9 protein-coding genes are annotated in these 13,917 nt (G+C 68.3%); 2 read left to right on the top strand and 7 right to left on the bottom strand.

The features are described from left to right. Positions 1 to 69 precede the first annotated feature (69 nt). Positions 70 to 2,769: an AsmA family protein gene (locus tag JQX13_RS11955; protein WP_203409137.1), complete on the bottom strand. Its 2,700-nt coding sequence runs from the start codon at positions 2,767 to 2,769 to the stop codon at positions 70 to 72. 274 nt (positions 2,770 to 3,043) lie between these two features. On the opposite strand from JQX13_RS11955, the gene JQX13_RS11950 reads away from it, so the two are divergent. Then, a complete protein-coding gene (locus tag JQX13_RS11950; RefSeq protein WP_239014702.1) occupies positions 3,044 to 4,822 on the top strand; it encodes a DUF885 domain-containing protein in 1,779 nt (592 codons plus the stop codon). A 4-nt stretch (positions 4,823 to 4,826) separates the two neighbouring features. Here the strand turns inward: JQX13_RS11950 and JQX13_RS11945 are convergent, their stop codons facing one another. Then, on the bottom strand, positions 4,827 to 5,486 hold the full coding sequence (locus tag JQX13_RS11945) for a hypothetical protein (protein WP_203409135.1): 660 nt from the start codon (positions 5,484 to 5,486) through the stop codon (positions 4,827 to 4,829). An 8-nt stretch (positions 5,487 to 5,494) separates the two neighbouring features. Then, positions 5,495 to 7,150: a hypothetical protein gene (locus JQX13_RS11940; RefSeq protein ID WP_203409134.1), complete on the bottom strand. Its 1,656-nt coding sequence runs from the start codon at positions 7,148 to 7,150 to the stop codon at positions 5,495 to 5,497. A gap of 256 nt (positions 7,151 to 7,406) precedes the next feature. Here JQX13_RS11940 and JQX13_RS11935 point away from each other — a divergent pair, with 256 nt between their 5' ends. Beyond that, the gene (locus JQX13_RS11935) at positions 7,407 to 7,841 is read left to right on the top strand and encodes a DUF885 family protein (protein WP_239014701.1); all 435 of its coding nucleotides are present in this window, start codon (positions 7,407 to 7,409) and stop codon (positions 7,839 to 7,841) included. Between the two features lie 4 nt (positions 7,842 to 7,845). Here the strand turns inward: JQX13_RS11935 and JQX13_RS11930 are convergent, their stop codons facing one another. From JQX13_RS11930 to JQX13_RS11915, 4 genes are all read right to left on the bottom strand, one after another. Next, positions 7,846 to 8,511, bottom strand: coding sequence for a hypothetical protein (locus tag JQX13_RS11930; RefSeq protein WP_203409133.1), 666 nt, complete (start codon positions 8,509 to 8,511; stop codon positions 7,846 to 7,848). A 2-nt stretch (positions 8,512 to 8,513) separates the two neighbouring features. Further along, on the bottom strand, positions 8,514 to 10,169 hold the full coding sequence (locus JQX13_RS11925) for a hypothetical protein (RefSeq protein WP_203409132.1): 1,656 nt from the start codon (positions 10,167 to 10,169) through the stop codon (positions 8,514 to 8,516). Positions 10,170 to 10,224: 55 nt separating this feature from the next. Beyond that, positions 10,225 to 11,214, bottom strand: coding sequence for a Ppx/GppA phosphatase family protein (locus JQX13_RS11920; protein ID WP_203409131.1), 990 nt, complete (start codon positions 11,212 to 11,214; stop codon positions 10,225 to 10,227). A 118-nt stretch (positions 11,215 to 11,332) separates the two neighbouring features. Then, positions 11,333 to 13,900, bottom strand: a complete 2,568-nt coding sequence (locus tag JQX13_RS11915) for a DUF5916 domain-containing protein (RefSeq protein WP_203409130.1) — start codon at positions 13,898 to 13,900, stop codon at positions 11,333 to 11,335. Positions 13,901 to 13,917 lie beyond the last annotated feature (17 nt).

The following is a 13,917-nucleotide window of genomic DNA, read 5'->3' as shown; positions in this document are numbered from 1 at the left end:
GTGGGGTGCTCGGGGAGAAGACGGGGGCACATACCCTCACCCCGGCCCTCTCCCAGGGGGAGAGGGGGATTAGCGCCCGAAGATGCCCTTGAGGCGCTTCTTCGCCTCTTCTTCCGCCTTCTTGCGCGCGGCCTCCGCTTCCTGCTTCGCCTTCTCCTCCAGCTCGCGCTTGCGCTTCTCCGCCTCGGCCTGCGCCGCCTGCTTCGCCGCGTCCGTGCCGCCGGTGATGATCTTCCCCACTTCCTTGCCCTTGTCCCCCAGCAGCTCCGTCGCCGCGCCCGCCGCCGCCATCTTCGCGATGGCCAACGCCGCCGGCTTTACGTCCAGCCCCGTCACCTCCGGGCTCCACGCCTTGCCCGTCAGCTTCAGCGCCACCGGGATGGGCTCGGTCGGCGTCGCCCGGCCCAGCGTCATCTTCTGCACCAGCGGTGGCCCGAGGCTCACCTTACCCGCCAGGTCCAGGGTCCCGTCCAGCCGGATGCCTCCATCGAAGCTCATCGCCGCCTCCGGCCGCGTCCAGGTGATGGGCTTGGAGAGCTGCGCCACGCCGTTCTTGATGGTCACCCCGAACGGCAGCTGCTCCGCCAGCTGCGTCACCCCGTCACTGCTCAGCGCCTTGCCCGCGAATGGCAGAGCCTTCACCAGGGGCCCGGACACCGCCGCCGGAATGTCCATGCCAACGAACGCCCCGCCCAGCAGGTTGCCATCGATGGCCCCGACGAGCCGCTCCTTCAGGCTCTCCATCTCGTAGCCCACGCCCGACAGGCTCATCTGGCCGTCGAACGTCCCCTCCAGCACCTTGCGCGGCACCCGGTCGGACAGCGCCTGCGCCACGTTCATGCCGCGCACCTCCGCCTTCAGCTCGAAGGGCCGCTGCTCCGCCGGAGGCCCCAGCCGCACCGAGCTGCCTCCCGCCGACACCGTGCCGCCGTACACGCTCGTGGTGAAGCGCTCCACCGTGATGAGGTCGTCCACCATCTTCAGCTCGGCCACCATGTTGGACAGGTCCATCTCGTTCATCCGCAGCGCGCCGATCTCGAAGAGCATGTCCCCGCGCATGCCGTTGAAGCGCTTGGGATCCTCGGGCGCCTCCTCCTGCTGGCCCGCGGGGCCGGCCACGGCGGCGACCTCCTCGTCCGTCATCAACAGCTCGTCCGCGTTGAGCCGGGGGCTCTTGAGCGCCAGGGAGAACGTCGTCGTCTGCTTCGCGCCCTCGCCCGCCATGGCCACGGAGGCCCTGCCCGACAGCGTGGAGTCGAGCAGCGCCACGTTCAGCCGGCTCAGGTCCACCTTCAGCGGCTGCTTGCCACGCTCCGGCTGGTAGGTGCCCACCGTGTCCACCGTGAAGGTCTGTCCCGGACGCTTGTCCAGCAGCAGTCCCGGCCGCATGTCCACGCCCGCGAGGTCCGCCTTCGCGTCGAAGCGCAGCGCGCCCCCGCTGGCCGCGGCGCCGGTGAGCCGGGCCGTCAGCCGCATGGGCGTGCCCGCCTCCTTGGAGAGCTGCTCGGGGATGCGCAGCCGCACCGGCGTCAGGTCCACCTCCGCCGTGAGCGCCTGCGACTCCTGCGTTCCTCCGCCCTTCACCACCAGGCCGATGGGGCCCGAGATCTGGTTGGCGAGTTGCTTGCGCAGGGGCGGGTAGTACTCGGCCAGCAGCGCCGGGTCGAGGTTCTGGCCCACCAGCTCGAAGTCCTGCACCGAGGGCGTCTCGGTGAGCAGCCCCTTCACCTGGCCCTTTCCGGTGAGGCGCGCGGGGCCGAGCTCCATCAGCAGCTTGCCCAGCGTCAGGTCTCCCGTCTTCATGTCGCCCGTCACGTCGGTGTCCAGCAGGAGGTCGAGCGCCTTGCCGCCCTCGGCCCCGGCGAAGCGCAGGCCCTGCGCGCGCAGGCCGCCCTGGAGCTTCGTGGGCCCGTCGCCACCGGGCACCGCCGCGCCGAGCTCCGCCGACCAGTCCGCGCTCAGCGTGCCCGCCTGCAGCCCCACGTCCGGGCCGAGGAAGGGCCCCAGCGGCGAGAGGTCGATGGGCTCGGACTTGAGCACCACGCGCTCGGGCACCGGGATGAGCGAGGGGGGCAGGGGCGTCGTCTTCAACGTGAGGTGGAAGTTCTGCTGCTGTGCCAGCACCGCGGCGTGGAGCACCGCCTCCAGCGGCTTGCCCGCGCGCAGGTCCTTCACCTCCACGTCGAGGTCGGAGATGGCCAGCTCGCGCGCCTGCGCCCCGCTCCGGTCGATGAGGCGGATGGTGGCGTCGGTGAGCGCCGCCCGGTCCACGCGCACCGCGGACAGGTCCGTCGGCTGCTCCTCGGCGGGGGGCTGCTCCTCCTGGGGCTGTTGCTGGTCGAGCTTCTCCATCAGCCGCGAGACGTTGGTGGTGCCATCCGGCAGCCGGACGACGTTGACGGTGAGCCCGGTGGCCTCGGCGTTCTTCACCTGGATGTCCTGGCCCCGCGAGGTCAGCGCGGGCCAGAGCGCCACGGACACGTCGAGCCGCTTCAGCTCCGCCAGTGGCACCTGCTCACCCTCGGCGGAGCCCACCACCACGTTCTCCACCTCGACGCCCACGTGGGGGAAGAGCTGCGTGTCGATGTCGCCAATCTCCACGGGCCGGCCGAGTGTCTGCGAGAGCTTCGTGGCCTCGAGGCGGGCGCGCTGGAGCAGGAAGGCATCGAGACGCCACAGGGCGACGGCGACCACGACGACCAGGAGCAGGACGATGCCGCCCAGGACATAGGGCCAGCGCTTCTTCTTGTTGGGGAGCTGTTCGGACATGACTCGCTACCTCCTCCAGCGAGCGGGCCTCGATGGGTTTCGCGGAGCCCGGACTGGCATGCAGGAGGGACCCATAGCCCAGGAGGACCCATCCCGCACGTTCCGTGTGCACGGGTGCTGAGGATTGGATGTTGAAGATGGCATTCAGGGACCTGGACGCCACGGGGATGTGGATATGCATCGTGGCCCCCGAGGCACGTCCGCCTGGCTGCCCGGGTTGCGAGTGCCGGGTGGCGGGGGGACACTGGGGGCTCCACCTTTCGTCCGAGACACCGTGATTCTTCGCACTCCCCTCTGTTGTGCCGCCCTGCTCCTGGCGTCCGCGTGTGCCCCTCGCACGGGAGCCGGGCCAGCCGCCGCCACGTCCGCCATGGCCGCCACGCCCGCCGATGCCGAGTACAACCGTTTCGCCCGCGAGTACCTCGACTGGTACTACGCCGCCCACCCGGTCCGCGCGACGAACCTGGGCCTGCACGCGTACGACGCGCGGCTGCCGGACATGTCGGCCGGGGCCTTCCAGCGCCGGGCCGGGGAACTGCGCGGATGGCTCGCGCGGCTGGAGCGGCTGGACCGGGCGGCGCTGACCGGAGACGCGGTGTTCGACGTGCGCATCCTGGAGAACGCCATCCGCGCGGAGCTGCTGGAGCTGGAGGAGGCGCGTGGCTGGCAGCGCGACCCGATGCTCTACAACTCCACCCTCGCGAGTGGCCTCTCGTCGCTGTCGCAGCGGGAGTTCGCGCCGGTGGAGGAGCGGATGCGAAGCCTGATGGCGCGGATGGAGCGGATTCCCGAGGTGGTGGCCGCGGCGAAGGCGAACCTGCGCGACGTGCCGAAGCCGTGGGCCGAGCAGGGCCTGCGGGACACGCGGGGCACGGTGGGCTTCCTGCGCACGGACCTGCCGGAGGCGCTGAAGGCACAGGGGCTGGAGCGGGTGGACGCCGGGCTGCGGCGGGAATTCTCCGACGCCCTGGCGAAGGCCACGGCCGAGGTGGAGGGCTTCGCTCGGTGGCAGGAGCAGGAGCTGTTGCCGAAGGCGAACGGGGACTTCCGGCTGGGGCGGGAGCTCTTCGAGCGGAAGCTGGCGCTGGAGGAGCACGTGGCGCTGACGGCCGAGCAGCTCCGGGACATCAACGAGCGGGCCATCCGCGAGTACCAGGCGAAGGTGGCGTCGGAGGCGGCGCGGGTGGACGCGACGAAGTCACCGGTGGCGGTGATGGACGCGCTGGTGCACGACCACCCGACGGCCGAGGAGCTCATTCCGACGGCGCGCAAGCAATTGGAGGCGTGCCAGCGGTTCGTGCTGGAGAAGGGGTTGATGACGCTGCCCTCGGAGCGGCTGCCGACGGTGCGCGAGACGCCGCCATACGCGCGGATGGGCTTCGCGTCGATGGACACGCCGGGGCCATTCGAGACGCGGGCGACGGAGGCCTTCTACAACATCACCAACGTGGAGCCGGGGTGGACGGAGGAGCAGAAGGCGCAGCACCTGACGTACTTCAACCACGCGGGGCTGCTGGGCATCACGGTGCACGAGGCGATGCCGGGACACTTCGTGCAGTTGCTGTACGAGGCCCGGATTCCCACGGAGGTGCGCAAGGTGTTCACGCCCGCGTCGCTGGTGGAGGGCTGGGCGCACTACGTGGAGCAGATGATGGTGGACGAGGGCCTCGGCGGGGGAGACCCGGCGGTGCGGCTGGGGCAGTTGCGACGAGCGCTGCAACGGCACGCGCGGTGGCACGCGGGCCTGTCGATGCACGCCTTCGGAGAGACGGTGGAGGGGGCGGCGAAGCGCTACGCGGAGATCGCGTACTTCGAGCCCTTCCCGGCGTTGCGCGAGGTGCAGCGCGGCACGTTCAACCCGACGTACCTCTACTACGCGCTGGGACGGATGCAGATTCTGAAGCTGCGCGAGGACTACAAGCGCTACCTGGAGGCGCGCGGACAGACGTTCTCGCTGCGAGACTTCCACGACCGGTTCCTGCAACTCGGGCTGCCGGTGTCGCTCGCGCGGCAGGCGTTGATGCCCGGGGATACGGGGCCCTCGTTGGAGTGAGGAGCTACTTGCAGGCCGACTTCACCCGGGCGAGCCAGTCCTGGTACTCGTCCCCCAGGTTCATGATGGAGTCGAAGCGCCCGGTGACGATCATCTCGACCAGCCGCCGGTCCCGGGCGATGAGCTCGGGGGTGCTCTCGGGAAATTCAATTTCCCGTACCCCATCCAACAAATAGTCATCGCTCTTCACCAGTATTTCGATGTAGCGCGAGAAGGTGTCTAAGAAGCGATCCACGTCCGAGGCAATGGGCAGGACGTACCTGTCCATGTACGCATTGATATAGACGACCGGTTGGCGTCCCTGCTCATCGGCCAACCTTGGCACCACGGCGTAGTAATAGGCGAGCTCAGGGACGGACCCGAAGATGACGGAGGAGCGGAAGGGCTCTTCCTCGTCGCGTAGTCCCTCGGTTCTCAGTACGACTCCGTTCAACTGGTCATCGACCTGGTCGAGGTCGAGTTCTCTCAGGAGCTTCTCTCCGAAATCTGCCCTGCCAAGACGCTTGTAGATGGCTGCGAGCACGGGGTCGAAGGGGTGTCCGGCCACGAGTTCTCCAGCTAAGGGGGGCGTGCGTCCCGGCGGCCAGATTTTCATAGGCAGCCCGTGCTTTCGGTACACCTCTATCAGCCGGTCGAGCCCAGGTAGTGGAATCTCCGCGTTCATGGTCGTGCTCATTTCAGGAGGAAGTCTACCAGGGCATTTACTTCTTCGAGGGCGTCCGCCTCGGCTCTGGCGAGCTCGGATGCGGAGCGACCCGCCTCATAACGTTGATTGAGCCAGCGGCCAAAGTGCCGGTCAACGAGGGTCGCCACTTTTCGCACGTCCTTCGAGGTGGCTTTGCTCTTCGCTCGCCGGAACGACGCCCAGACCTTGTTGATCTTCGTGTGCACGAGATCATGCACCCCCCAAAGATTCTCCCGTGCATTGATATTCAACCGCTCGAACAGATGAGCGTATTCGAGGGGAATACGATGATGCACGGGGTAGTATTTCCCACGTTCATCCAGCAGGATCTTCGCCAGGTCGGTATGGAGCTTCTCGTAGAAGTCGGTTTGCGCCATCCTCCTGAGATCCTTGCTCATATCTCGGTCCAGCTTGGTATCGAGGAGTTTCTCGAAGCGGGCCATGAGCTTGCGGAACTGTTCCTTCTCCGCTGCAGACAGTCCCTGCGTCTGGGCCTTCGTCCATAGGCGGTGGAACTGCTCCCGCTCCGCCGGGCGTACCCGGGCGAGGAAGGAGCGGAACCACGCCACGGCCTCCGAGCCACCGCGGGCCAGGATGGGGGCGAGTCTGGGGGCCACCGCCTCGAAGAGCGCGAGTCCACCGCGCACCGCGAGGCTGCTGACGAACCAGGTGGCGAGGAACTCCGTGCTGGAGATCCCCGCCTGGATGAAGGCGTCCTTTGTCTCCTCCCTCCACTCGCGAAGGATGCGCTCGTAGAGCGCGTAGTGCCCGGCGACAAGGTTGGGTGGGGCTCGCGGGTCCGGGCGCAGGGTCCCGGCCTCCCTCACGCGCCAGCGCGCATGCCGCTCCGTCTCGTGATGCTCCGCCTCCAGGCTCAACCGCACCGTGCGCGGTCCGATGCCGTGGGTGAATGGCAGGAGCGCCCGGGTGATTTGCTCGACCAGATTCGGCGAGGGCACTCGAACGGGCGAGCCGCCCCGGGACTCGTAGCGAACGGTCGTCGCGCTGAGGAGCCGGTCGTCATCCAACGAGACGTCCGCCAACAGAGTCGCACGGCTTCCCTCGGGGACACGCAGTCCTCTGCTGAGTTGGGAAGCCACGGCACGAGCCTGAGCGAGGGTATCTGCAGTCACACCCGTGCCCCGCACAGGCAACGTTCTGGCCTCCAGGGGCTTGGAGCCCTCGGCAGTGGTGAAGGACCGCAGCGCCCAACCTCGTCGCTCCCGGCGCAAGGTGAGGACCACCTCTCCGGTGCGAGTCCCCACGTAGGTGGGCAGGTGTTTCTCGAAGCCGGGAACGAACGCGTCCACCTTCTCCGCGAGGCCCGTCTCTCCGGTTGCTCGCTTCCAGGACAGCAGCGTCAGGGCTCCGTTCTGCGCCCAGAAGCGGAAGGTCAGCTCAACCCCTGCTTCCTCGACCTGGCCGAGCACTCCGCGCATTCCCGACAAGGCTGCCGCGGTCTCGGCCTGGCGCGCTTCTTCGTCCGCCTCCTCGTTGCGTGACTCCCATGGTGGACGCAGGTCCTCCCTTTCCGCGCTCGCGGGAAGGTCCTCCTCGGAGTCGAGGGAGTCCATCGCTCCCGTCGTCGCGCAGGCCTGGAGCACCAGGGCCAGGAGCCACATGCACCCCGCGGTTCGCGCCATTCCCCGTCTCATGTCGTGCCAGCTTGCCAGGACTCAAGCGAGAGCAGGGACCTTGAGCCTCGGCGACTTGTCCGATTGTCGGACAAGTCGGTGCGGTGTCATCTCCGCCAGGGGTTCCACCGCGCGCGTGAACTGGTACACGGACGCGTGCGAGCCGCCCGGCTGGCCGCGAAGCCCACCACGGCCTTGATGGTGCCAGAGGAGCCCAGCGCCACCCGGGGCAGTTGGGGGATGTTCCTGGGGAGGGTCTCGGCTGGTGGAGGGCTGGGCGCACTACGTGGAGCAGATGATGGTGGACGAGGGCCTCGGCGGGGGAGACCCGGCGGTGCGGCTGGGGCAGTTGCGGCGAGCGCTGCAACGGCACGCGCGGTGGCACGCGGGGCTGTCGATGCACGCCTTCGGTGCGTCGGTGGAGGGCGCGGCGAAGCGCTACGCGGAGATCGCGTACTTCGAGCCCTTCCCGGCGCTGCGCGAGGTGCAGCGCGGCACGTTCAACCCGACGTACCTCTACTACGCGCTGGGGCGGATGCAGATTCTGAAGCTGCGCGAGGACTACAAGCGCTACCTGGAGGCGCGCGGACAGACGTTCTCGCTGCGAGACTTCCACGACCGGTTCCTGCAACTCGGGCTGCCGGTGTCGCTCGCGCGGCAGGCGTTGATGCCCGGGGATACGGGGCCCTCGTTGGAGTGAGGAGCTACTTGCAGGCCGACTTCACCCGGGCGAGCCAGTCCTGGAACTCATCGCCCAGGTTCATGATGAAGTCGAAGCGACCGGTGTGGATCATCTCGACGAGCCGCCGGTCGCGGGCGATGAGCTCGGGCACGCTATCCGGGAACTCAACGTCTCGCCTGCCACCCGACCGGAAGCCCTCGTCCTGTACGAGCAGTTCGACGTAGCGCGAGAGAGTGTCGAAGAAGCGATCCACGTCCGATGCGATGGGCAGGACGTACCTGTCCATATAGGCATCGATGAAGATGACGGGCTGGCGGCCCCGCTCGTCAGCCAGCTTGGGCACCACGGCGTAGTAGTGGGCAAGCCCGGGGACGTTCCCGAAGATGACGGAGGAGTGGAAGGGCTCCTCCGGGCGGCGAAATCCCTCAGTGTCCAGCGCGATTCCGTTTCGCTGGTCATCGACCCGGTTGAGGAAGAGCTGCCCCCCGAACTCTCCTCCAAAATCAGCTCTGCCAAGTCTTCTGTAGACGGCCGCGAGTACAGGGTCGAAGGGGTAGCCCGCGACGAGTGCTCCCGCTTCAGGCGGGGATCGTCCTGGCGGAAGGGTTTCCATGTGCAGTCCGTGCTTCCGGTACACCTCCATCAGCCGATCGAGTCCAGGCAGTGGAATATCAGCCTTCATGGTCATGCTCACTTCAGGAGGAGGTCTACCAGTACCTTCACTTCGTCGAGTGCATCCGCCTCGGCTCTGGCGAGTGCGGACGCGGAGCGGCCCACTTCATACCGTTGGTTGAGCCAGCGGCCAAAGTGCCGGTCGACGATGGCCGCCACTTTCTGCACGTCTTCCGCGGTGGCCCTGCCTTTCGCCCGCCGGAAGGCCGTCCAGACATTGTTGATTCCCTCGTGCACGCGTTTGTGTACGCCCCACAGGTTTTCGCGGGCATTGATGTTCAACCGCTGGAAGAGATGAGCGTACTCCAGGGGAATGCGGTGGTGCACAGGGTAGCGAAATCCGTTGTCGTCGATCAGGAGCTTCGCCAGGTCGTAATGGAGCTTTTCGTAGAAGTCTTCGTGCGCCATCCGCCTGAGCTCACTGCTCTCATAGCGGTCAAGCTTGGTATCGAGGAGTTTCTCGAAGCGGGCCATGAGCTTGCGGAACTGTTCCTTCTCCGCTGCAGACAGTCCCTGCGTCTGGGCCTTCGTCCATAGGCGGTGGAACTGCTCCCGCTCCGCCGGGCGTACCCGGGCGAGGAAGGAGCGGAACCACGCCATGGCCTCCGAGCCACCGCGGGCCAGGATGGGGGCGAGTCTGGGGGCCACCGCCTCGAAGAGCGCGAGTCCACCGCGCACCGCGAGGCTGCTGACGAACCAGGTGGCGAGGAACTCCGTGCTGGAGATTCCCGCCTGGATGAAGGCGTCCTTTGTCTCCTCCCTCCACTCGCGAAGAATGCGCTCGTAGAGCGCGTAGTGCTCGGCGACAAGGTTGGGTGGGGCTCGCGGGTCCGCGCGCAGTGTCCCGGCCTCCCTCACGCGCCAGCGCGCATGCCGCTCCGTCTCGTGATGCTCCGCCTCCAGGCTCAACCGCACCGTGCGCGGTCCGATGCCGTGGGTGAATGGCAGGAGCGCCCGGGTGATTTGCTCGACCAGATTCGGCGAGGGCTCTCGAACGGGCGAGCCACCCCGGGACTCGTAGCGAATGGTGGTCGCGCTGAGGAGCCGGTCGTCATCCAACGAGACGTCCGCCAACAGAGTCGCACGGCTTCCCTCGGGGACACGCAGTCCTCTGCTGAGTTGGGAAGCCACGGCACGAGCCTGAGCGAGGGTATCTGCAGTCACACCCGTGCCCCGCACAGGCAACGTTCTGGCCTCCAGGGGCTTGGAGCCCTCGGCAGTGGTGAAGGACCGCAGCGCCCAACCTCGTCGCTCCCGGCGCAAGGTGAGGACCACCTCTCCGGTGCGAGTCCCCACGTAGGTGGGCAGGTGTTTCTCGAAGCCGGGAACGAACGCGTCCACCTTCTCCGCGAGGCCCGTCTCTCCGGTTGCTCGCTTCCAGGACAGCAGCGTCAGGGCTCCGTTCTGCGCCCAGAAGCGGAAGGTCAGCTCAACCCCTGCTTCCTCGACCTGGCCGAGCACTCCGCGCATTCCCGACAAGGCTGCCGCGGTCTCGGCCTGGCGCGCTTCTTCGTCCGCCTCCTCGTTGCGTGACTCCCATGGTGGACGCAGGTCCTCCCTTTCCGCGCTCGCGGGAAGGTCCTCCTCGGAGTCGAGGGAGTCCATCGCTCCCGTCGTCGCGCAGGCCTGGAGCACCAGGGCCAGGAGCCACATGCACCCCGCGGTTCGCGCCATTCCCCATCGCAGGGTGGCGTCAGCCTGCCAGGGATTGCTCGGCCTCACGGGCCCATCAAGGCGCGTGCTTCTCGTCGAAGGCGCGGCGCTGGTTCGCGGCCAGCACCGCGCCCGTCAGCGGGGTGGCCTCGTTCGCGGCGTCCTGTCGGTAGAGCAGGTCCACGAGGATGCCCTTGCGCAGGCCCTGCTTGACGGCGATGACGCCCTCCACGCCCAGGTACCGGAGCACACACTCGAGCAGGGTGGCGCCCGCGACGATGATGTCCGCGCGCCGGGGCTCGAAGTGCTCGTGCCGCTCTTCCGGCGTCATCTCCGCCAGCAGCTCCACCGCGCGCGTGAGCTGGTTCACGGACGCGTGCGAGCCGCCCCGGCTGGCCGCGAAGCCCACCACGGCCTTGATGGTGCCAGAGGAGCCCAGCGCCACCCGAGGCAGCTGGGGGACGTTCCTGGGGAGGGTCTCGCGCAGCGCCTCCTCCACGTAGCCGCGCATCAGCCGCAGCCGCTCGGGCGACACCTTCCCGGAGGTCTCGAAGAGCTCCGTCAGCCGCACCGCGCCCAACGGCAGGCTCCACAGCTCATCGGGCCGCTCCCCGGTGGCGAGGGCCACCTCCGTGGAGCCTCCACCCATGTCCACCAGCAGCGAGCGCGTCCTCGGCGGCGTGCGATGCAGCACGCCCAGGCAGATGAGGCGCGCTTCCTCCTCGCCGCTCACCACCTCCAGCTTCAGCCCCGTCTCGTCATGGACCCGCTGGACGACTTCCGCCTGGTTCCTGGCATCCCGCATGGCGCTGGTGGCCACCGCTCGCACCCGGGCCTCGTGCCGCTGGCACAGCACCGCATAGCGCCGCAAGGTGGAGACCAGCCGATCCGTCGTCTCCCGCGACATCCTCCCGCTGGTGAAGACGCCCTCTCCCGGGCGGATGGGGTCGCGCTCCTTGTGCAATCTCTCCAGGGCGCCATCGACAGGCCGCGCCAGCTCCAGGCGAACGGCATTGGTTCCCACGTCGATGGCGGCGAGGACGGACTTGGAGGTCGATGGTCCCATACTTGAGCCAACCTAGGCAGCGCATGTGACGGCGCCGTGACATGACGCCCCTGTTCACCGAGAGTTTTCACGGTCGACACATGGCATGCCGCGCTGCCCGCACCTCGTCCAGCCGGGCTCACGCGCCCCAGTACCAGGACCATTTCAACATCAGCGCGTCGTTGGCCGCGCCCGCCAGCAACCCGTGTGGCATCAGAGAGTGCGGTGGCCGCACGCCGTCCGCCACCGGCAGGCGCTGCTGTCCGTGCGTGTACACCACGTACAGCGTCGAGCCCAACCGGTACTCCCAGCGCAGCACCACGTTCAGGTTCAGCCCCACGTCGTGGAAGTCGTCCGTGTTTTCGTGCTCCACCGGCACCAGGCTGCTGAAGCGGATGGGCGAGCGCCTCGCGTCGGACACGCCCTCGTAATACGTGCCGTAGGCGCCATAGGCCGTGAAGAGCTGCGCGTAGGCCTGGAGCGTCAGCCGCGGAGTCACCACCCACTGCTGCCGCAGCGTCAGCGACAGCGTGTCCGACAGCAAGGGGCTCAGCAGGAAGCGGTCGTCACCCCTGTCCTCGATGAAGCGCGGCGCGGTGGTGGTGCGATCCAGGAGCAGCTCCAGCCGCGTCTCCAGCGCCGGGTGTGGCCGCACCGTCCCATACAGCTCCGTCGTCCAGCCCCAGGACGGAGCCACCGGGCCCGCCTGGAAGTGGCGCGCCGCCAACACGTAGCCTCCCGCCGACACCGGCCGGTTCTCGTTGCTCTCCACGATGAGCGCCAGGAAGGCCATGTCCTCGTTCTCCAGCGGCACGCCCGAGCCCTCCAGCTCGCGCACGTTCCATCCGCCGAAGTCCGCGCCCATCTCCAGTCCGACGGAGTCGAAGCTCGGCAGCTGCGCGACCGTGTTGAAGTTGATCCAGCTTCCCCGCTCGAGGTTCCGTCCATCCGTCGTCCAGCGCGAGCCTCCGGAGAGGTGGGCGGAGTAGGACTTCAGTGGCCCCATGCCATCGGGGCGCTGGTAGTGCAGCGCGGCGCGCGGCGCGTGCTCGTTCTGCGTGCGCAGGAAGCCGCTGGGATTGAGGTCCAGCCGGGGCGAGGTGAAGTCGTAGCCCACGTCCCAGCGGAAGCCCTCGCCTCCGTACTTCCCCGCTCGCACGTAGCCACCGAAGCCCATGTCCCCCCGGCGCAGCACGGTGCCATCCCGCAGCGTGCGCTCGGGCAGGCCTCCCACCACCTGCGAGCCGTCCACCTGCCCCATCAGCCCGTACTTCCCGTCCGCCGTCTTCAGGTCGAAGTCCACCGCCGCGGCGTTTCCGCCCCGGGCCAGGCACGGGACCGGTTGCTCGTCCTCGTCGAGCGCCGCGTCCTCCCGCGTGCAGCCACCGATGAGGGGCGTGGCCATCGTCACCATGCCCCCCACGCGCGAGCTCGCGCCCACCTTTCCGCGCACCACCGCGGCCAGGTAGTTCATGGGCACCTCCGGCTTCGTGGGCAGCGCGTTGTTGGGGCCCAGGTGCAGCGGACGCGTCAGGTACAGGCCCACGTTCCGGTCCGGTCGCGCCTCGTCCACGTCCCGTTGCCAGGGGCCGGTGACGACCGCGTCCAGCAGGCCCACCTCCACGCCCTCGGCCACCGTGCCCGTCAGCTTCGCCGCGCCGAGGATGGGCGTCCCCAGCCCGATGCGCCGCGAGTAGAAGAGCGTCTGCGGCATCCCCTCTCCGCCCACCTGGTTGAACAGCTCCATCCCCTGCGTGAAGAAGGTGCGTTTCTCCGGGAAGAAGGTCTCGAAGGTGGACAGGTTGAGGATGAGCTCGTCCGCCTCCACCTGGCCGAAGTCCGGGTTGACGGTGCCCGTCAGCGCCAGGTTGCTGGTGAGGGCCAGGCGGAAGTCCAACCCCAGGTCCATCGACGGGTCCACCAGCCGGGGCCAGGGTCTCTCCGCGTCGGAGAACTGGGGCCGGGCCAGCGTGCGCGCCGCCAGGTACGGCACCAGCTCCACCGCTCTCTGGGGCCGCAGGTTCTCCATCCCCGTCAGGTGTCCCAGGCGCGACACCACCGCGTTGCTGGTGCGCGGGTTGAGCACCGTCTCCAGTTCCTCGTTGCGGCGCGCGATGTCCCGGCGCACCGAGAACCCCCACGTCTGCACGGGGGTCTCGGGGAATCGCAGCAGCGACAGGGGAATCGCGAGCTCGGCCACCCAGCCCTTCCCGGTAGTGCCCACCGCCGCGTCCCACACCCCATCCCAGTCCTCGGTGTAATTGCGATCGTCGTAGTAGAGGCCATCCGACTGCACCCCTCCCGCGTTCACCGTGAAGACGTAGGCCGTGCGGTGATCATGCGTTGGATCCACCAGCACCTTCACCCGGTCCGAGTACAGATCGCTGTCCCGGCGCCCCAGGTTGCGGTTGAGGAGCGCGGGCTCGGAGTCGTGGCAGGTGATGGCGACGTAGAGGTTGCGGTCATCGTGGAGGACGCGCAGTTCGGTGCGCTCGCTGGGGGCCTTGCCCGCCTCGGGGAAGCGCTGCACGAAGCCGTCGAAGACGGGCGCCTTCGCCCAGGTGTCCTCGTCCAGCCGGCCGTCCACCACCACCGGACCGCTCGTCCGCGCCGCGTGGATGAACTGGTTGCGGCCCGGTCCCTCGACGGCCGCCGACGCCATCCCCGCCCACACGACTCCGGTTATCAATGTCCATTCGCGCAGCATGTGAGAGACCCCCCTCC

Source organism: Archangium violaceum, assembly GCF_016859125.1.
Lineage (GTDB): Bacteria > Myxococcota > Myxococcia > Myxococcales > Myxococcaceae > Archangium > Archangium violaceum_A.
Note: the sequence above shows the minus strand (reverse complement) of the source record. Positions and strands in the feature narration are given on the sequence as shown.